An 18,911-nucleotide genomic window follows, 5' to 3' on the forward strand; every position below is an offset into this window, starting at 1 on the left:
CGCCCCGCTGCCGCGGGGGGCCGCACGATGAACCTGTCCGGCCCCTTCATCCGCCGCCCGATCGGCACCGCGCTGCTGGCCATCGGCCTGTTCATGGTCGGCCTGATCTGCTACCTGCGCCTGGGCGTGTCGGCACTGCCGAACATCGAGATTCCGGTGATCTTCGTGCACGCCAGCCAATCTGGTGCCGATGCGGCAACCATGGCGTCCACGGTCACCGCGCCGCTGGAGCGCCATCTCGGCCAGCTGCCGGGCATCGACCGCATGCGCTCGTCGAGCTCGGAAGGCAGCTCGTTGGTGTTCATGATCTTCCAGAGCGGCCACGACATCGATTCGGCCGCGCTGGACGTACAGACCGCGATCAACTCGGCACAGGCCGACCTGCCCTCGGGCATGGGATCGCCGATGTACCAGAAGGCGAACCCGAACGACGACCCGGTCATCGCCATCGCACTGACCTCGCAGACGCAGTCGGCCGATGAGCTGTACAACGTCGCCGACTCGCTGCTGGCGCAGCGCATCCGCCAGATCAGCGGCGTTGCCTCGGTCGACATTGCCGGTGCTTCGACGCCGGCGGTACGCGTGGACGTCAACCTGCGCCTGATGAACGCGCTGGGCCTGACTGCCGATGATCTGCGCAACGCCGTACGCGCGGCCAACGTGACCTCGCCCACCGGCTTCCTCAGCGATGGAAATACCACCACCGCGATCATCGCCAACGATTCGGTCGCGCGTGCGGCCGACTTCGCCGACCTGGTGGTGAAGACCCAGGGCGATGGCCGGGTGATCCGCCTGAAGGACATCGCCAACGTCTACGACGGCCAGCAGGATGCCTACCAGGCCGCGTGGTTCGACCACAAACCCGCCGTGGTGATGTACGTGTTCACCCGCGCCGGCGCCAACATCGTGGAAACCGTGGACCGGGTGAAGGCGCAGATTCCCGCGCTGCGCGACTACCTGCAGCCCGGCACCACGATGACGCCGTACTTCGACCGTACACCGACCATCCGCTCGTCGCTGCATGAAGTGCAGATCACCCTGCTGATCAGCCTGGCAATGGTGGTGCTGACCATGGCGCTGTTCCTGCGCCGGCTGGCGCCGACGCTGATCGCCGCCGTAACCGTGCCGCTGTCGCTGGCCGGTGCCGCGCTGGTGATGTACGTGATGGGCTTCACCCTGAACAACCTGAGCCTGCTGGCGCTGGTGATCGCGATCGGCTTCGTGGTCGACGATGCGATCGTGGTGATCGAGAACATCATGCGTCACCTCGACGAAGGCATGCCGCGGATGCAGGCGGCACTGACCGGCGCGCGCGAGATCGGCTTCACCATCGTCTCGATCACTGCCTCGCTGGTGGCGGTGTTCATTCCGCTGCTGTTCGCCAGCGGCATGATGGGCGCGTTCTTCCGCGAGTTCACCGTCACCCTGGTGGCAGCGATCGTGGTCTCGATGATCGTCTCGCTGACGCTGACCCCGGCGCTGTGCAGCCGCTTCCTCAGCGCCCACGACCACACGGCGCCGCCGTCACGCTTCGGCCGCTGGCTGGACGCCGGCCACGAGCGCATGCTGCGCATCTACACCGTGTTCCTGGACTTCTCGCTGCGCCATGCGCTGCTGCTGTCGCTGACACCGCTGCTGCTGATCGGTGCAACCATCTTCCTGTTCGGTGCAGTGAAGAAGGGCGCGTTCCCGCCGCAGGACACCGGCCTGATCTGGGGCCGCGCCAACTCCAGCGCTACGGTCTCCTTCGAGGACATGGTCAGCCGCCAGCGCCGCATCACCGACATGCTGATGGCCGACCCGGCGGTGAAGACCGTGGGCGTGCGCCTGGGCAGCGGCCGCCAGGGCTCCAGCGCACAGTTCAACGTCGAGCTGAAGTCGCGAAAGGAAGGCCGCCGCGAAACCACCGCGCATGTCCTGGCGCGTCTGAGTGCGAAGGCCGACCGCTACCCCGACCTGCAACTGCGCCTGCGCGCGATCCAGGATCTGCCCAGCAACGATGGCGGTGGCTCCAGCCAGGGCGCGCAGTACCGCATCTCGCTGCAGGGCAATGACCTGGCGTCACTGCAGGAATGGCTGCCCAAACTGCAGGCGGAGCTGAAGAAGAACCCGAAGCTGCGCGACGTCGGCACCGACGTGGACAATGCCGGCCTGCGCCAGAACATCGAGATCGACCGTGCCAAGGCAGCCCGCCTGGGTGTTTCGGTCGGCGCCATCGACGGCGCCCTGTACGGCGCGTTCGGCCAGCGCCAGATCTCGACCATCTATTCAGACATCAACCAGTACAGCGTGGTGGTCAACGCCCTGCCTTCGCAGACCGCTACGCCGGCGGCGCTCGATGAGGTGCATGTGCGTGCGCGCAACGGCGACATGGTGCCGCTCACTGCGGTGGCCAAGCAGGTGCCGGGGCTGGCGCCTTCGCAGATCACCCATGAGAACCAGTACACGACGATGGACCTCAGCTACAACCTGGCGCCGAACGTGAGCATGGGCGAAGCCAAGGCGATCATCGACGCCACCGTGGCCGGCATGCGCATGCCCGGCGACATCCGCCTGGCCGATGATGCGGGGTTCGGGTTCAACTCCGATCCCAGCGACATGCTGATCCTGGTGTTTGCCGCGATCCTGACCGTGTACCTGGTGCTGGGCATGCTCTACGAGAGCCTGATCCATCCGGTCACCATCCTGTCCACGCTGCCGGCGGCGGGCGTGGGTGCGCTGCTGGCGTTGTTCGGCACCAACACCGAACTGTCGGTGATCTCGATGATCGCGCTGGTGCTGTTGATCGGCATCGTCAAGAAGAACGCGATCATGATGATCGACTTCGCGCTGGTGGCGCAGCGAGAGCATGGACTGGCACCGCGCGAGGCTGCACGCGAGGCCAGCATCGTACGCTTCCGTCCGATCATGATGACCACGATGGTCGCGATCCTGGCGGCGGTTCCGCTGGCGATCGGCCTGGGCGAAGGGTCCGAGCTGCGTCGTCCGCTGGGTATCGCGATGATCGGCGGCCTGCTGTTCTCGCAGAGCCTGACCCTGCTCAGCACCCCGGCGCTGTACGTGATCTTCTCCTGCCTGGCCGAGCGCTGGCGGGCACGTCGCGCGCGCAGGCGCGAAGCGAAGCTGCTCAAGCGCGCGCAGCGGGCGTAGAAGGGCCCATCCACGCACGGCGTGGATCTAGTGCAACACCTGCCTCTGGTGGGTGCGGACCGTTGGTCCGCACGCCGCTTTGGATTTGACGTGCCGTAACGAAAAGAGAACAATTCTCATCCAGCCATGGTCCTGCGCCCCTTCGCGGCGCCCCGCTGCCATCTCCGGCCAGCCTGCGTGATCCCAGCCACTGCCCCTTCCCCCACCCGTGGGCGGATGGCCTGTGGCCGTCCGTCGAGGACCACCATCGATGCTGCCTTCCCGTCTCCCCCGCCTGGCCCTGCTGGCCTCCGCCCTGTCCGCCGCCTGCGCTGCCCATGCCGAAGCGCCGGCCGTCAGCCGTAACGCCATCGATCTGGATGCGGTGAAGGTCACCGCCGAACGCACCCATACCGACGCCGGCGCACTGGGCGACCGCGCCCTGCGCGACACTCCGTTTGCGATCACCGCTGTTGGCCGCGAGCAGATCGAGCAGCGCCAGGTGGTCTCGCTGGGCGAAGCCTTCCTGCTCGACCCCTCGGTCACCACCCAGGTCAGCGCCTACGCCAGCGGCTGGAGCTCGCCCATCCGCAATCGCGGTATCGAACTGAATTTCGACAGCTATCGCGTCAATGGCCTGCAGGTCTCTTCCTGGGGTACCGAATGGCCGCTGGAAGTGATGGAACAGGTCGATCTGCTGAAAGGCCCGGGCGGTTTCCTGTACGGGTTCGGTGCACCCGGCGGCATCGTCAACTACATCACCAGGAAGCCGACGGACACGCCCACCTTCTCCGCCCAGCTGGGCTGGCGTGAACAGGGCATCGTCAGCGGCGGCATCGACGTTGGCGGACGTTTCGGCAACGAGCAGATGTTCGGCTACCGTTTCAACGCCTTCCAGGAAAAGGGCGAGACCTTCAATGGTGGGCACGTCGATCGCAAGGTTGGCGCACTGTCGCTGGATGCGCGCCTGAGCGATGTACTGACCTGGACCTTCGACGGCGTGTTCCAGTCACGCGATCTGCGCGAAGAGTCGCCGCAGTACTACTTCCGTGGCCTGACATCGCTGCCGCGACCGATTGCCGGGGATACCGACAACAGCGTACCCGGCACCTACTACGACACCCGATCCAGCCTGCTGTCGACCGGCTTGAACTGGCAGATCAACAGCAACTGGAAAGCCAGCCTGAGTTACGGCGTCACCACCTCGTGGAATGACGTCAACAAGATCTTCGCCTACATCGACAATCCCAACGGCGACTACGACGTCAACGTCTACGAACTGGGTGGCAAGAGCGAGTGGAAGCTGGCCCAGGCGATGCTGCAGGGCAGCTTCCGCACCGGCCCCCTGCAGCATCAGGTGGTGGCGGGCATCAGCCACCAGACCGGGCTGGGCTGGGACCGCCCCTACGAATGGAGCCTGATCGGCCGCGCCAACCTGTACCAGCGCCACGCGATCCGCCATGACGCCGTGGGTTTACGGGCGATGACCCGCGGCGACGAGACCGTGCAGCAGGCGGTGTTCGCGAGCGATACCGTCGATCTCGGCAGCGGCTGGTCGGTCCTGGCGGGCTGGCGCTACAACGACTACGAGACCAAGGGCCGCTACCACACCTACCCGGTCACACCGACCTACGCCGTGATGTTCAAGCCCAGCGAGGCGGTCACACTCTACGCCAGCTACATCGAATCGCTGGAAGCGGGCAGCCGCGTGGGCAACAGCTACGCCAACGCCGGCGACGTGCTCGACCCGACCATCAGCAAGCAGTACGAGATCGGCGCGAAGGTCGACGCGGCACGCTGGAATGCGAATCTGGCGGCGTTCCGGCTGGAACGTGGCGCCAACATCGACCAGCTGATCGCCGGCAGCCTGCCTCGCCTGGTGCAGGACGGCATCACGCTGTACGAAGGCATCGAAGCCAATGGCGACCTGCACGTGACAGACGCGCTGACGGTGGGGGGCGGCGTGACCTGGCTGGACCCGACCTACGACAAGTTGTCTCCGGGCAGCGCCTCGCAGGAAGGCAAGCGCACCGCAGGTGCTGCGCGCTGGAGCGGAGTACTGCATGCCACCTACCAGCTGCCATGGGTGGATGGGCTGGAGACCTACGCCGCCGTGCGCTATTACGGCGATGTCTGGTACGACGCCGACAACACCCTGAAGCTGCCCGACTACACGCTGGTCAATGCAGGCATCGGCTATCGCCTGCTCGCCTCCGGCCACCCGGTGACCGTGCGCGCCAGCGTCGAGAACCTGGCCAACCGGAAATACTGGTCCAACGCCGGCGTCGGCCTGCCGCGTACGTTCGCGGTGAGCGTGCGGTTCGACATGTAAGGCCCGGCACCGCCGGGGGTGCGGTCCGTTGGTCCGCACTCCATATTTCACGCGCAGCCCGCAATAATGGTGGGAGACCCTTCCACCGAGCCTGCATGTCCGCCCGCGAATCCCGCCTCAGCCGCCTGTGGGCCCACGAAAAGGCCAGCTACGGCCTGCGCGTGTTCATCGCCCTGACCGCAGCGCTTGCCGTGTGCTGGCAACTGGATGCGCTCACCGCCCTGCCCGGCGTGTTCCTCGGCATCATCGCCAGCGCCATCGCCGAGACCGATGACAACTGGTGGGGACGTACCAAGGCGGTACTGCTGTCGCTGCTGTGCTTCTGCCTTGCCGCCGCGTCGGTGATCTGGCTGTTCCCCTGGCCATGGATCTTCATCGGGGCGCTGGCGCTGTCCACGTTCGGGCTGACCCTGCTGGGTGCGCTCGGCGAACGCTACGCGTCGATCGCCCAGGCCACGGTAACGCTGGCGATCTACACCATGATCGGCCTGGAACAACACGGTGCCAGCGACCTGCACAGCGCGCTGGACGCGGTCAGCCACCTGCTGGCCGGTGCGGTCTGGTACGGCCTGCTGTCGATCCTGTGGACCGCGCTGTTCGCCAACCGTCCGGTCCGCGAACGCGTGGCGCGCCTGTACGTTGAACTGGGCCGCTACCTGCAGTTGAAGGCAACACTGTTCGAGCCGGTGCGCGAGGCCGACCTGCAACGTCGCCAGCTCGACCTGGCCGAGCAGAACCGGCGCGTGGTCGGTGCGTTGAACGAGGCCAAGACCGCGATCCTCGCCCGCTTCGGCCGTTCCGGGCGGCCAGGCGTGAACTCCGGCCTGTACCTGCGCCTCTATTACATGGCACAGGATTTCCACGAGCGCGCCAGTTCCTCGCACTACCCGTACGGTGCGCTGGTCGATGCTTTCTTCCATAGCGATGTGCTGTACCGCTGCCAGCGCCTGCTCGACCTGCAGGGGCAGGCCTGCGCGCGGCTGGGCGGGGCGATCCGCCTGCGCCGTCCATTCGTGTATGGCGAAAGCAACCAGCAGGCCGGACGCGATCTGGCCGATGCGCTGGCCTACCTGCGCGACCAGCAGCGGCCGCAGTGGCAGCGACTGCTCGGCTCGCTCGACCTGCTCGTGCACAACCTGCGCAGCATCGAGCGCCGCCTGCTGGATGCGGAGCGTTCCGAGGCCAGCCTGGACAACGTCGATACCCGCCTGCGCGACAGCAACCCGCACACCCTTCGCGAGATGGGCGTGCGCGTGCGCCAGCAGCTCACGCCCGGTTCGGTCCTGTTCCGCCACGGCCTGCGCATGGCATTGGCACTGATCGCCGGTTTCGCGGCGATCCGCCTGTTCAATGCCCAGAACGGCTCATGGGTGCTGCTGACCATCGTGTTCGTATGCCGCCCCAACTTCGGTGCCACCCGCCAGCGCCTGGCGCAACGCATCGTCGGCACCGTGGCCGGCCTGGTGCTGACCTGGGCGCTGCTGCAGCTGTTCCCGCAGCTGCACGTGCAGCTGCTGATCGCGCTGCTGTCGGCGCTGTTGTTCTTCTTCACCCGCACCGACCGCTACCTGGTGGCATCGGCGGCGATCACGGTGATGGCCCTGACCTGCTTCAACTTGATCGGCGATGGCTTCGTGCTAATCGTGCCGCGCATGGTCGATACGCTGCTGGGCTGCGCAATTGCCGCCGCCGCCGCGTTCCTGATCCTGCCCGACTGGCAGGGCCGCCAGCTGCACCTTGTGCTGGCGCGCGTGCTGGACACCGCCGCACGCTACCTGGATTCGGTACTGGGCCAGTACCGCAGCGGCATGCGCGATGACCTGGCCTACCGCATCGCCCGCCGCGACATGCACAACGCCGATGCCGCGCTGTCCACCGCGCTGTCGAACATGCTGCGCGAGCCGGGCCACGTGCGCCGCAACCTCGATGCCGGTTTCCATTTCCTGGCGTTGTCCAACATGCTGCTCGGCCATCTCTCGGCGCTGGGTGCGCACCGCGACCAGGTGGACAGTTACGCCGGTGATCCGCTGGCGCTGGCCGCCGGTGAGCGCGTGCGAAAGGCGCTGCAGCAGCTGTCCTCGGCCTTGGCCGCACGGCAGCCGGTCAGCGAGGACGACAATGACGCCGACCGCGCGGTGGCCGCCGAGCTGGAGCAGATCGATGAAGCGATGCCGCCGAAGCTGCAGCTGATCCGCACGCAGATGGCGCTGGTGCTGCGGATGCTGCCGAAGGTGCGGGCGGCGGCGAATGAGGCGGTAACCAGCCTGACCTGATCCCTCATCGCTGGTCGGACATCCCATCCACGCGTGGCGTGGATCTACTGCACCGTGTGCAACCGTGTGTTGCGCCTTGCGATGCATCCCGATCACGTTTCCGCGCGGATACTGGGTGATCCCCTGGTCCTGGACTCCCCCATGAAGATCGAACTCGCCGGCCGTACCGCGCTGGTCACCGCCTCCACCGCCGGCATCGGCCTGGCGATCGCCCAGGGCCTGGCCACAGCGGGTGCGCGGGTCATTCTCAACGGCCGCAGCACCGACAGCGTCGAACGCGCCCGCCAGCGCCTGCTCGCCGCCGTTCCGGGTGCCGACGTGCTCGGCGTGGCCGCCGACCTCTCCGATGCGGCCGGCGTCGACACGCTGCTGGCGGGCCTGCCCAAGGTCGACATCCTGGTCAACAACGCCGGCATTTTCGGCCCCGAGGACTTCTTCGAGACCGAAGACGCCACCTGGGAGCGCTACTGGCAGACCAATGTGATGTCCGGCGTGCGCCTGTCGCGGGCACTGCTGCCGGCGATGGTCGATGCCGGCTGGGGTCGCGTGCTGTTCATCTCCTCCGAATCGGCACGCAACATTCCCGCCGACATGATCCATTACGGTGTCAGCAAGACCGCGCAGCTGTCGCTGTCGCGCGGCCTGGCCAAGCGTGTGGCCGGCAGCGGCGTCACCGTCAACGCAGTGCTGCCCGGCCCGACCCTGTCCGATGGCTTCGCGGCAATGTTCGAAGATGAACGCCAGCGCAGTGGCAAGCCACTGGAGCAGATCGGCCGCGAGTTCGTGATGGCACACCGGCCGTCTTCGGTGATCCAGCGCACCGCCACGGTCGAGGAAGTGGCCAACATGGTGGTGTACCTGGCCTCGCCGCAGGCCTCCGCCACCTCCGGTGCGGCACTGCGCGTGGATGGCGGCGTGGTCGACGATATCGTCTGAGATCTTTCAAAGTGTGCGGACCAACGGTCCGCACCCACAGGTCCGCACCCACAGCGGATGGACAGGAATGCTAGGCTGCGCCGGTCAAGGAGGCTCCATGTCCGGTCACAACCAGTTCGCCCTGCTGCGCCAGCGCCGTTTCCTGCCGTTCTTCGTCGTCCAGGCGCTTGGAGCGTTCAACGACAACGTGTACCGGCAGGCGATCATCAGCATGTTGCTGTTCATGGCCGTGCCGGAGGAAGAACTGGGGCTGTATGCCACGCTGGCACCTGCCATCTTCATCCTGCCGTACTTCCTGTTCTCGGCACTGGCCGGGCAGATCGCCGACAAACTGGAAAAATCGCGACTGATCGTGATCACCACCACCATGGAGATCGTGATCATGTCGCTGGCGGCCACGGGCTTCCTCACCCAGAGCCTGCCGGTACTGCTGGTCGCGCTGTTCTGTACCGGCATGCAGTCAACCCTGTTCGGACCGGTGAAGTACTCGGTACTGCCCTCGGTACTCAAGCCCGAAGAGTTGACCGGTGGCAACGGTCTGGTTGAAATGGGCACCTCGATGTCGATCCTGTCCGGCATGATCGTCGGCGGCCTGGTGTTCACCGTGGCCGGCAGCCACGGCACCGTAGTGGCAGCGTGCGCGATCATCGTGCTGGCCATCTGCGGCAACATCGCCGCGCGCCTGATTCCCAAGGTCGATGCCGGCGACCCGAACCTGAAGATCAACTGGAACCCGCTGCCGGAGTCGCTTGCGGTGCTGCGCATGGCGCGCCAGCAGAAGGCGGTGCGCAATTCGATCCTGGGTGTGTCCTGGTTCTGGTTCGTCGGCACCGTGCTGACCTCGCAGCTGCCGGCCTATGCCGTGACCAACCTCGGCGGTGAGCCGACCCTGTACATCTTCGCGCTGGCCCTGTTCTCGGTCGGCACCGGCATCGGCTCGCTGCTGTGCGAGAAGCTGTCGGCACGCACGGTGGAAATCGGCCTGGTGCCGCTGGGTGCGTTCGGCATGACCGCGTTCCTGCTCGACCTGTACTTCGCCCGCAGTGGCGAAGCAACGGTGCACGGGCTGACCATCGGCACGTTCCTGCAGCAGCCGGGCAGCATCCGCATCGTCATCGACCTGATCGGCATCGGCCTGTTCACCGGCATCTTCGTGGTGCCACTGTTCGCGCTGATCCAGAGCCGCACACCGAAGGCCCAGATGTCGCGCGTGTTCGCCGCGCTGAACATCCAGAATTCCGGCTTCATCGTCGGCGCAGCCCTGCTGTCGCTGGCCGCGCACAAGCTGCTGCACTGGACCATTCCGCAGCAGTTCCTGGCGCTGGCCATCGCCAACGCGCTGGTGGCGATCTACATCTTCACCATCGTCCCCGAATTCCTGATGCGCTTCCTCAGCTGGCTGATGGTGCGCACCCTGTACCGGCTGCGACCGCACGGCATCGAAGCGAACGTGCCCGACGAGGGCGCTGCGCTGCTGGTCTGCAACCATGTCAGCTACATGGACGCGCTGATCCTGTCGGCGACGATTCCGCGCCCGGTGCGCTTCGTCATGTACTACAGGATCTTCAACATTCCGGTGATGCGCTGGATCTTCCGCACCGCCAAGGCGATCCCGATTGCCGGTGCACGCGAGGACCCGGCGCTGATGCAGCGCGCGTTCGATGAGATCGACGCCGCACTGGCCGAAGGTGAGCTGGTCTGCATCTTCCCGGAAGGTGCGCTGACCAAGGATGGTGCGATGGCACCGTTCAAGTCCGGCGTCGAGAAGATCCTGGAACGGCGGCCGGTGCCGGTGGTGCCGATGGCGCTGCGCGGCATGTGGTCGAGCATGTGGAGCCGTCGCGACAGCCGCCTTGGCCGGATGCGCGTGCCACGCCGTTTCCGTGCCACCGTCGAGGTGGTGGCCGCACCGGCCGTGGATGGCCACAGCACCAGCGCTCCGGTGCTGGAGGCCCAGGTGCGGGCCTTGCGCGGCGATCACGCCTGACGGTACCGGCCCGCCAGGCGGGCCCGGCAACCTCCCCCACATACGTCACCGTCCAGTGGCGTACGCGACATGTCGTGACTGTAAACGCATACATGCAACGTCGGTTGCGGTAGATTACGCACCCACAGGGGGGAGGTCCGGCCGATACATCACGGCCGGCCACCAAGGAATGGAGTCTCGCTTTGAATCAACCGCCACCGCTCAGCCGTCCGGTCTACATCCCCAACCATCTGGTCTGGGCGATCCTGACGACGCTGTTCTGCTGCCTGCCGTTGGGCGTGGTGTCGATCGTCTATGCCTCCCAGGTCGATGGCCGCCGCGCGGCCGGCGACCTGCCGGGGGCCTACAGCGCGTCGCGCAAGGCGGGCTGGTGGGCGGTGGCTTCGGCCGTGGCCCTGCCGGTCCTGTTGCTGTTGTGGTTCGGGCTGTTCGGCGGCTTGGCCGTACTGGGCGCTCTTTCCGACCAATGATTCACCACCACCACCCATCAAGGAGCTTGAACCCATGAATACCGCTACTCCGCAGGTCCCGAACAACCTGGTCTGGGCGATCCTGACCACCCTGTTCTGCTGCCTGCCGGCCGGCATCGTGTCGATCGTCTACGCCGCCCAGGTCAACGGCAAGCTGGCCGCTGGCGACATCGCCGGCGCCCAGGATTCGGCTGCCAAGGCCAAGAAGTGGGCCATCTGGTCGGCCATCGCCTGGGTCGTCGTGGTCGTGCTGTACGTGCTGTTCTTCGTTGTGCTCGGCGGCATGGGCGCGATGAGCAACAGCAGCTACTGATGCGCCTGGACGGATCCGGCGCCTGCGCCGGATCCGTTGTTGCATGTCCGCGCTTCCCGCTCCTTCCCGACTCGCCCGCTGGGCACCGCTGCTGGTTTCCGCCGGCCTGGCCGTGGGTGCCACAGTGGTCCTGCGCAACGTCAATCCGTATGTCGCCGGCAATCCGTTGCCGAGCTGCCCGCTGTACGCCCTGACCGGCCTGTACTGCCCGGGCTGTGGCAGCACGCGCTGCCTGTATTCCCTGGTCCACTTCGACCTGCCCGGCGCGATGGCGATGAACCCGCTGCTGGTCATCAGCCTGCCGTTCCTGTTGCTGATGCTGCTGAACATCGCCGGCATCCGCCCGCGCGTGCTCGACCCGCTGATGCGGGTACTGGCCAATCCCGTGTTCTGGCTCTGGGTGCTGCCCGGGTATGCGCTGCTGCGCAACCTGCCGTGGGCACCGTTCACTGCACTGGCACCGGTCTAGGTTTCCAGCCAACGGCGCAGCCCCTCGTGGTGGGCGAGTGCATTGATACGGGATCTGGCCGGGCGGGTGGGCTGCGCAGGGGCCGCTGCAAGTACGTCCATGTAAGCTCGGTCGCCGCATCCATGCGGCTCACGCCCCTGCGCAGCCCACCCGCCCGGCCACGGACAGTTTCCGTGTGCGTCCACCACGGAAAAGAAAGAGAAGATCAAAAGCGAAAGCGGATCGCTTCGCTCTGCATCCACGCATGGCGTGGATCTACCGTGTCGACCAAGGTCGACACCTACCCGCAATCGCAGGTCACCCACCGCCACCGGGAAACCATCGGGGGTGGGGCGGTGTGGGGCTGCAGGACCGTTGGCGCCATGGATGGCGCCATCGAGCCCCCAGGGACGGGTTTACGGCGTGTCCTGCAGCCCCACACCGCCCCGCCCAACCCTCAGCAACCCAGAGCCGCTGTTGCTGTTGCTGTTGTTGCTGTTGCTGTTGCCGTTGCTGTTGCCTCTGCAGGTGCAGGGCTGCAAGCCCTGCAAAAGCCACTACGTCACCCAGCCTGCAATCACCAGCAGGGCGAGGATCGCCAGCCACAGCAGCAGCATCCGCCACACCAGGCTCATCGCATCACGCAGGTCCGGCAGCCGCTGCCACACCGGCAACAGCCCGGCCTCGGTGTAATCGTGCGCGTCCTCACGCAGCTCGGCGTTGACGCTGGCCCGCGCCACCGCGCCCAGGAACCCGATGTTGCCGGCCAGGCGCTCGCCATGGGCCTGGCGCCAGGCCTTCCACGCCGTATCGAAGTTGCCCACCAGCGCCATCGAGAACGCCATCAACTGCGCCACCGGCCATTCGATCCAGCCCAGCAGGCGCTGCGCCAGCGCCAGCGGCTCCACCGGCACGCGGGCACGCATCGGGCTTTCCGCCATCAATGCCAGCAGGCGATAGCCCAGCGCACCGGCCGGGCCCAGCAGCAGGAACCAGAACAGCACCGCGAACCAGCGCCGCAGTGCATTGAGCACGGTCGCCTCGACCAGCGAGGGCACGTCTTCGCGCAGGCTGCCCCCGGCCGACTGCAGGTTGCGCACGGCCGCCTGTCGTGTCGCCGCATCATCCGCGTCGATGATCGCTTCGATATCCCGATCCAGGTCGCGTGGCCCCCAGCACCAGGCCAGCACGCCCACGCCCAGCAACAGCGACGGCAGACCGAACAGCACCCCGCGCAGCAACCACGCCAGCAGCACCATCAGCAGCAGCGGCGGCAGCAATGCCAGGGCCACGCCTGCCGGACCCTGCCAGGCCTTGCCGCCGCGCGCGTCCAGCCAGCCCAGCCAGCGCCGGAAGCCGTCGAAACGGCGCAGCGAGGCGGCAGCGGCCGGGGCAACATGGCCCAGGGCCAGTGCCACCAGCACGGCGGCCAGAGTGGTGAACATGGCAGGTCTCCCTACGAAACAGAACGCTCGGCGCCGCTACCTTACCTGTCGCAGCGGCGCCCTCAGCGGTGAACCGGACTGTAACCCGGGCCGTGTTCAGGTGGCGGCAATACAGCTGCCACGACCGGACCGGCAGAGGATCGGGTTCAGCCCTTCTGCTGGCGGTACCAGTGTTCGATCAGGCCGCGCGAAATCGAGATCGGCGGCGACAGGCGGATGCCCTGGCCATCGTCCTCCACATCGCGTGCCAGTGCCGCGCCCACCTCGTCGGCACTGAACCAGCGCGCGTCTTCCAGCTCGCCATCCACCGTCGGCAGGTCATCCTGCGCCTGTGCACGGAAGCCGATCATCAGCGCGCCCGGGAACGGCCACGGCTGCGAGCCGAGGTACTGGCACGCGGTCACCCGCACCTTGCTCTCCTCATGCACTTCACGCACCACGGTCTGCTCGAAGGTCTCGCCGGGTTCGACGAAGCCGGCCAGCACCGAGTAACGCCGCGGTGCCCAGTTGGACTGCCGGCCCAGCAGCAGCCGGCCCTGGTTTTCCACGGCGACGATCACGGCGGGGTCGACGCGCGGGTAGTGCTCGGTGGAACACTGCGCGCAACGACCGACGAAGCCGCCGCGGGCAAACGCCACGGCGCCGCCACACACACCGCAGAAGCGGGTGCGCGAGTGCCAGTAGGACATGCCGCGGGCATAGCTGAAGGCGGTCGCATCGGCCATCGACCACAGCAGAGCGGCCTGGCGCAGGTCGAGGCGACGTGGTGCGGTGACGGTGACGCTGGCGGCTTCAACCGAGAACCACGCTTGTTCCCCGCGCAGGCCGAGGAAGATCGCGGAGCCGGGACCACCCCCGATGTCGGCGCCGGTCAGCGCCAGCGGCTGGTCGTCATCGCCGGTGAAGGCGCTGCCGTCCTGATCGAGCACGAGAATGCGCGCGCCCGGCCACAGGCGCGCCAGTGCATCGGCATCGTCGCGCAGGGCATCGGCGCGCTCCAGCGGTTCGCCAACGAAGGCAAAACCGGAAAGCGGCGAAGAAGTATTGGGCATCCGGCAAGCGTGCCGCCAATCGATGCGGGTGGCAAGGTCGGCGCTGTGCGCAATCTGCTGTTGTGGGCTGGAGGGCACAGAGCATCCACGCATGGCGTGGATCTACGGATCCGCTCTGGCAGGTGCCAACCTTGGTTGGCACATCCTGGCCACAGGGCTCTTACATGCTGAAGCTGCTGCCGCAGCCGCAGGTGGTCTTCGCGTTCGGGTTGCGGATCACGAACTGCGCACCGGTCAGGCTCTCGGTGTAATCCACCTCGGCGCCCATCAGGTACTGCAGGCTCAGCGGGTCGACCAGCAGGGTCACCCCGCTGGTCTGTACCGCCAGGTCGTCCTCGGCACGGTTCTCGTCGAACTCGAACCCGTACTGGAAGCCTGAACAGCCACCGCCTTCGATGTACACGCGCAGGGCCAGGTCGGGGTTGCCCTCTTCCTGGATCAGGGATTTGACCTTGGCGGCCGCCGACTCGGTGAAGTTCAGCGGGCGCTCCAGCGACTGGTAATCGGGCGCGGCAACCGGGGTGGCGCCGGGCAGGGAGACTAGCGTGCTCATGCCGTCAGCATGGGGGTGCCGACGATGGCTTTCAAGCCATCGCCTCGGCCAGCTTGCGGCGTGCGGCGGTGTCACCCTTGCCACCATTGGCCTCTTCGCCTTCCGGAGCCGGCAGGGCGGCCATCGGGGCGCTGGCATGGATCAGGCGACCGTTCAGCTGGGCGCCCGCGTTCATCTCCACCACCTGGTAATGGACGTTGCCATTGACCCGTGCGCTCGGGGTCAGTTCGACCTTCTCGGTGGCATGCACGTCGCCGTCCAGGCGGCCACTGATGACCACCACCTGGGCACGGATCTCGCCCTCGATCACGCCATGCTCGGCGACCGTCAGGGTCGCGCCACTGGCGCCTTCGGCGGCGATCACCTTGCCATGGATGCGGCCTTCCACATACAGGCCCCCACTGAATTCCACATCACCGCGGATCACCACCTGGTTGCCGATCAGGGCATCCACCACCAGCTGGCCTTCACGGTTGGATTTGCTGCTTCCGAACATCTGCCTACTCCCCTTTGGCGGCCGGCGCACCGGCCTGTTTCCAGTCGAATACCTGGGTGGTACCCCCCGTACCACTCCCCAATGTCACCCGCACGCGTTGCGGGGTGAAGTCAGCCGGCAGCATCACGCTGCCGGTGAGCTGCTGGAAGTACCGGAACGAGTAATCCTGTCCCGGCACCTTGCTGCGCTGGTGCAGATCATCCCAGCTGATCGTGGCCAGCTTGCCGTTCTTGACGCCTTCCACGGTGAAGCGCATCTGCCCCTGGCTGATGGCGCCACGGTTGAGGTTCTGGGTCAGCACCGCGGTGTACTGCCAGGTGCCGGCCGCTTCCGGGCTGAACTCGATCGAATGGGTGTTCAGGCCCTTGCGCTGGCTGGTGGAGCCCACCAGGCGCTCATAGAAGGCGACGTCGGCACGCAGGCCGGCGATTTCCTCATCGCGCTCGGCCAGCGAGGACTGCACCTCGGTGTTGGCGGCGCGGCTGATGCGGTCGGAGGCTTCCAGCGTGGCCTGCTTCTGGCGCAATTCGGTCAGCTGCGCCTGCAGCGTCTCGGCACGCTTCTCGGCGGCCTGCAGGCGCTGGCCCTGGGCATCGCGCGGGGTGGCCATCCAGCAGCCACCGAGCACGGCCAGCACCAGGCTGAGCAGCCAGATGCCGCCGATCACCAGCAGGCGGCGACGGTCGGCAGGCGGTTGCGGCGCGCCGGGCAGGCGGACCTGCACGCGCATGGGAGGACGGTTGGTCATGGGTGGATTCCGGGGCATCGCGAGGGCGACACCGGTACGGCCCCTGTGGCAAACGACGCGCTAGTGTATGACAGGACGGGTGGGTTTCCTGCGCAGTGGCGAGCCACGGTCTGTGGCGTTCAGGCATGCCATCGTCGATAGTGTGGTCCCCTGCACAGTTCCGTCGCCGGAGCATCGCCATGACCGAAGCCCACCTGTTCGTGATCGGCATCCTGCTGGCCTGGCTGGCCGGCATCCGCGTCTACCTCACCGTGTTCGGTGTCGGCCTGGCCGGCCTGCTCGGCTGGGTCGACCTGCCGCCGGCCCTGCAGGCCACTGAATCGTGGTGGGTGCTGGGCACCTCGGCGGCGCTGGCGGTGGCCGAATTCTTCGCCGACAAGATTCCCGGCGTGGACTCGGCGTGGGATCTGGTGCAGACCCTGGCACGTGTACCCGCAGGTGCCTTCCTTGCCGCAGCCACGCTGTCGCCGGATGGGCAGCTGGGTACCGGCGCACTTGCTGCCGGTGCCGGTGTCGCGCTGGCCAGCCATGGCCTGAAAGCCGGCACCCGTGCCCTGCTCAATACCTCGCCCGAGCCTGCCAGCAACTGGGTGGCCTCCGCCGCCGAGGACACCGTGGTGGTCGGGGGCCTGGCCCTGGCCCTGGCACACCCGTGGATCGCGCTGATCGTGGTGCTGGCCTGCAGCCTGGCGGGCGCGCTGCTGGTGTGGCTGGTCTGGCGCGCACTGTGGAAGGGCGTGCGCTGGCTGGCACGCGGTGCGTCGCCCGACAGTCCACGCCAGCCCGGTACCGGTTGATCGCCGGGCTTGTCGCATAATGGACGCGAACACCAGGAGCACCGATGGCCGCAAACGAATCCCCCGCGGGCGCCCGCCCGGGACGCGCTGAATCCCCTCCGGCCGATCATTGGCAACGCTGGACGGCTGAATCGGCGAGCGCCGTCGCCGCAGCGCCGGCAGCAGTTCCGCCGCTGGCAGCCTCCGACGCACCCGCATCGATCGGCAGCGCACCACCGCCGCTGCCGGGTCCGGGCATGCTGGCCGAGGCTGGCAACAACGACCAGGCACCGCCGACATCCGATTCGCCCTACCGCGTGCTGATCGTCGAGGACGACCGCGCGCAGGCCCTGTTCGCACAGAGCGTGCTGCATGGCGCCGGCATGCAGGCCATCGTGCACAGCGATGCCGACGGTGCGCTACAGGCGATCAAGGAGCATCGCCCCGACCTGATCCTGATGGACCTGCACCTGCCCGGCCTGGACGGCATGCGCCTGACCGCGCTGATCCGCCAGCAGCCTGGCCTGCAGTTGCTGCCGATCGTGTTCCTGAGCGGCGATCCGGACCCGGAGCGCCAGTTCGAAGTGCTCGACAGCGGCGCCGACGATTACCTGAGCAAGCCGATCCGGCCGCGCCACCTGATCGCCGCCGTGGCCAACCGCATCCGTCGCGCACGTGCGCAGGCAGCAACCCTGCCCGGTGCAACCGGCGCACCGGCCACCAGCAATCCGGAAACCGGCCTGCCGACGCGTCACCACGTGCTGCAGCAGCTCAATGCCGCCCTCGCCCATCGCGACCGGGGTGGCGTGTTCTTCGTTGAAGTGGCCAGCGCGCTGGGCCTGCGCGAACGCTATGGCTACGCCGCCTTCGAGCGCCTGATGGTGCAGGCCGGGCAGCGCCTGGCCGAGGCCGGCCATCCGCACCTGCTGGCACGCCTGAACGACAACAGCTTCCTGCTGCTGGCCCGCAATACGGATGAAGACAGCCTGGAAAGCATCGCCGCGACCCTGCGTGAGCAGCTCTCGGCGCGCGCCTTCGTGATCCGCGACGATGAGTCGGTGCACCTGCGCGGCGTGGTGGGTTACGCGCCGCTGTCGCCGGGCTTCGACGATGCCAACGCTGCACTGGAAGCGGTCGAGCGCACCACCCTGCAGGCACGCCTGCTCAGCGCCGGCGTGGCGGGCCACGTGCACCGCCAGGCCGTCACCGAACAGGAACACCTGGCACTGCTGGAAGGCCAGCTGGAGCTGGCCTATCAGCCGATCGTCGCTGTCGCCGGTGGCAACACCGCGCAGTACCAGCTGCTGCTGCGCCTGCGCCAGGCCGATGGCACGGTGCTGGCGGCCGGCCAGGTGATTCCCGCCGCCGAGGCGGCAGGCCGCATCGCCGACCTCGACCAGCAGGTGATGGACCATGCGCTGGGCCTGCTGGACCTGTACCGGCACGCAACGCAGCCGCTGAACCTGTTCGTCTCGCAGTCGCTGCGCACGCTGCAGCGCGATGCCTTTGGCGACTGGCTGCTGGAATCACTGCAGCAGCGTGACCTGCCCGGCAGTGCGCTGGTGATCGACGTGCGCCTGCCCGACGCGCTGATCCACACCGTGCCGCTGCAGCAGTTCTGCCAGCGCATGGCCGGCGCCGGCGTGCGCTTCTGCCTGAGCCAGTTCGAGCCCAGCGGCGAAGCCGATGCACTGCTGACCCAGCTGCCGCTGTCGTTCGTGCGCATGGCCGCGCGCTTCTCCAGCAGCCATTCCAACCCAGCCACGCGCGAGGAACTGCGCAAGGCGATCGAACAGGCGCATGCGGCCGGGCTGCAGATCATCGGCCAGCAGATCGAAGACCCGCAGGCCGCGGCCGCGATGTGGGTCGGCGGCGTCGATTACATCCAGGGCGACATGGTGCAGTCGGCCGGCAGCGACCTGAACTTCGACTTCCACAACGCGGTGCTCTGAC

General features: G+C 67.2%; 15 protein-coding genes. 10 read left to right on the plus strand and 5 right to left on the minus strand.

The genetic code is table 11. The features are described from left to right. Nucleotides 1-27 precede the first annotated feature (27 nt). From GOC52_RS18725 to GOC52_RS18760, 8 genes are all read left to right on the plus strand, one after another. A complete protein-coding gene (locus tag GOC52_RS18725) occupies nucleotides 28-3,150 on the plus strand; it encodes an efflux RND transporter permease subunit (RefSeq protein WP_049453005.1) in 3,123 nt (1,040 codons plus the stop codon). 250 nt (nucleotides 3,151-3,400) lie between these two features. Beyond that, entirely contained in the window at nucleotides 3,401-5,461 is a 2,061-nt protein-coding gene (locus GOC52_RS18730; RefSeq protein ID WP_191850120.1) for a TonB-dependent siderophore receptor, read from the plus strand. 95 nt (nucleotides 5,462-5,556) lie between these two features. Continuing rightward, nucleotides 5,557-7,734 (plus strand): YccS family putative transporter, encoded by a 2,178-nt coding sequence (gene yccS, locus GOC52_RS18735; protein ID WP_071305943.1) that lies wholly within the window; start codon nucleotides 5,557-5,559, stop codon nucleotides 7,732-7,734. 141 nt (nucleotides 7,735-7,875) lie between these two features. After that, nucleotides 7,876-8,670: an SDR family NAD(P)-dependent oxidoreductase gene (locus GOC52_RS18740; protein WP_071305944.1), complete on the plus strand. Its 795-nt coding sequence runs from the start codon at nucleotides 7,876-7,878 to the stop codon at nucleotides 8,668-8,670. A 97-nt stretch (nucleotides 8,671-8,767) separates the two neighbouring features. Then, nucleotides 8,768-10,657 (plus strand): MFS transporter, encoded by a 1,890-nt coding sequence (locus GOC52_RS18745; protein WP_191850122.1) that lies wholly within the window; start codon nucleotides 8,768-8,770, stop codon nucleotides 10,655-10,657. 182 nt (nucleotides 10,658-10,839) lie between these two features. Then, complete coding sequence (locus GOC52_RS18750; RefSeq protein WP_005419784.1) at nucleotides 10,840-11,127, plus strand: CD225/dispanin family protein; 288 nt, start codon at nucleotides 10,840-10,842, stop codon at nucleotides 11,125-11,127. Between the two features lie 34 nt (nucleotides 11,128-11,161). After that, nucleotides 11,162-11,440, plus strand: coding sequence for a CD225/dispanin family protein (locus GOC52_RS18755; RefSeq protein WP_010481000.1), 279 nt, complete (start codon nucleotides 11,162-11,164; stop codon nucleotides 11,438-11,440). Nucleotides 11,441-11,483: 43 nt separating this feature from the next. Then, on the plus strand, nucleotides 11,484-11,909 hold the full coding sequence (locus GOC52_RS18760; protein ID WP_043397326.1) for a DUF2752 domain-containing protein: 426 nt from the start codon (nucleotides 11,484-11,486) through the stop codon (nucleotides 11,907-11,909). A gap of 536 nt (nucleotides 11,910-12,445) precedes the next feature. On the opposite strand, the gene ampE is transcribed toward GOC52_RS18760, so the two are convergent. The 5 genes from ampE to GOC52_RS18785 form a co-directional block, all read right to left on the minus strand. After that, entirely contained in the window at nucleotides 12,446-13,333 is an 888-nt protein-coding gene (gene ampE, locus GOC52_RS18765; RefSeq protein ID WP_049411816.1) for a regulatory signaling modulator protein AmpE, read from the minus strand. Between the two features lie 146 nt (nucleotides 13,334-13,479). Then, a complete protein-coding gene (gene nudC, locus GOC52_RS18770; protein WP_019336614.1) occupies nucleotides 13,480-14,385 on the minus strand; it encodes an NAD(+) diphosphatase in 906 nt (301 codons plus the stop codon). A 160-nt stretch (nucleotides 14,386-14,545) separates the two neighbouring features. After that, entirely contained in the window at nucleotides 14,546-14,938 is a 393-nt protein-coding gene (erpA, locus tag GOC52_RS18775) for an iron-sulfur cluster insertion protein ErpA (protein ID WP_005419789.1), read from the minus strand. A gap of 31 nt (nucleotides 14,939-14,969) precedes the next feature. After that, nucleotides 14,970-15,434, minus strand: a complete 465-nt coding sequence (locus GOC52_RS18780) for a bactofilin family protein (protein ID WP_010482635.1) — start codon at nucleotides 15,432-15,434, stop codon at nucleotides 14,970-14,972. Between the two features lie 4 nt (nucleotides 15,435-15,438). Next, a complete protein-coding gene (locus GOC52_RS18785; RefSeq protein ID WP_019336613.1) occupies nucleotides 15,439-16,182 on the minus strand; it encodes a DUF6776 family protein in 744 nt (247 codons plus the stop codon). A gap of 179 nt (nucleotides 16,183-16,361) precedes the next feature. Between GOC52_RS18785 and GOC52_RS18790 the strand changes: the two genes are divergently transcribed. Next, a complete protein-coding gene (locus GOC52_RS18790; RefSeq protein ID WP_043399356.1) occupies nucleotides 16,362-16,979 on the plus strand; it encodes a DUF4126 domain-containing protein in 618 nt (205 codons plus the stop codon). Between the two features lie 44 nt (nucleotides 16,980-17,023). Next, nucleotides 17,024-18,910, plus strand: a complete 1,887-nt coding sequence (locus GOC52_RS18795; protein ID WP_191850124.1) for an EAL domain-containing protein — start codon at nucleotides 17,024-17,026, stop codon at nucleotides 18,908-18,910. The last annotated feature ends 1 nt before the right edge of the window (nucleotide 18,911 follow it).

Origin of the sequence: Stenotrophomonas sp. SXG-1, assembly GCF_014083965.1 — a bacterium.
Taxonomy (GTDB): domain Bacteria; phylum Pseudomonadota; class Gammaproteobacteria; order Xanthomonadales; family Xanthomonadaceae; genus Stenotrophomonas; species Stenotrophomonas geniculata.

What these genes read in the sequence shown, in the direction of transcription:
- GOC52_RS18780 (WP_010482635.1), bottom strand. Translation starts at nt 15,434, where the DNA reads ATGTTCGGAAGCAGCAAATCCAACCGTGAAGGCCAGCTGGTGGTGGAT.
- GOC52_RS18795 (WP_191850124.1), top strand. Translation starts at nt 17,024, where the DNA reads ATGGCCGCAAACGAATCCCCCGCGGGCGCCCGCCCGGGACGCGCTGAA.
- GOC52_RS18740 (WP_071305944.1), top strand. Translation starts at nt 7,876, where the DNA reads ATGAAGATCGAACTCGCCGGCCGTACCGCGCTGGTCACCGCCTCCACC.
- erpA (WP_005419789.1), bottom strand. Translation starts at nt 14,938, where the DNA reads ATGAGCACGCTAGTCTCCCTGCCCGGCGCCACCCCGGTTGCCGCGCCC.
- GOC52_RS18725 (WP_049453005.1), top strand. Translation starts at nt 28, where the DNA reads ATGAACCTGTCCGGCCCCTTCATCCGCCGCCCGATCGGCACCGCGCTG.
- GOC52_RS18790 (WP_043399356.1), top strand. Translation starts at nt 16,362, where the DNA reads ATGACCGAAGCCCACCTGTTCGTGATCGGCATCCTGCTGGCCTGGCTG.
- GOC52_RS18745 (WP_191850122.1), top strand. Translation starts at nt 8,768, where the DNA reads ATGTCCGGTCACAACCAGTTCGCCCTGCTGCGCCAGCGCCGTTTCCTG.
- nudC (WP_019336614.1), bottom strand. Translation starts at nt 14,385, where the DNA reads ATGCCCAATACTTCTTCGCCGCTTTCCGGTTTTGCCTTCGTTGGCGAA.
- GOC52_RS18760 (WP_043397326.1), top strand. Translation starts at nt 11,484, where the DNA reads ATGTCCGCGCTTCCCGCTCCTTCCCGACTCGCCCGCTGGGCACCGCTG.
- yccS (WP_071305943.1), top strand. Translation starts at nt 5,557, where the DNA reads ATGTCCGCCCGCGAATCCCGCCTCAGCCGCCTGTGGGCCCACGAAAAG.
- GOC52_RS18755 (WP_010481000.1), top strand. Translation starts at nt 11,162, where the DNA reads ATGAATACCGCTACTCCGCAGGTCCCGAACAACCTGGTCTGGGCGATC.
- GOC52_RS18730 (WP_191850120.1), top strand. Translation starts at nt 3,401, where the DNA reads ATGCTGCCTTCCCGTCTCCCCCGCCTGGCCCTGCTGGCCTCCGCCCTG.
- GOC52_RS18785 (WP_019336613.1), bottom strand. Translation starts at nt 16,182, where the DNA reads ATGACCAACCGTCCTCCCATGCGCGTGCAGGTCCGCCTGCCCGGCGCG.
- ampE (WP_049411816.1), bottom strand. Translation starts at nt 13,333, where the DNA reads ATGTTCACCACTCTGGCCGCCGTGCTGGTGGCACTGGCCCTGGGCCAT.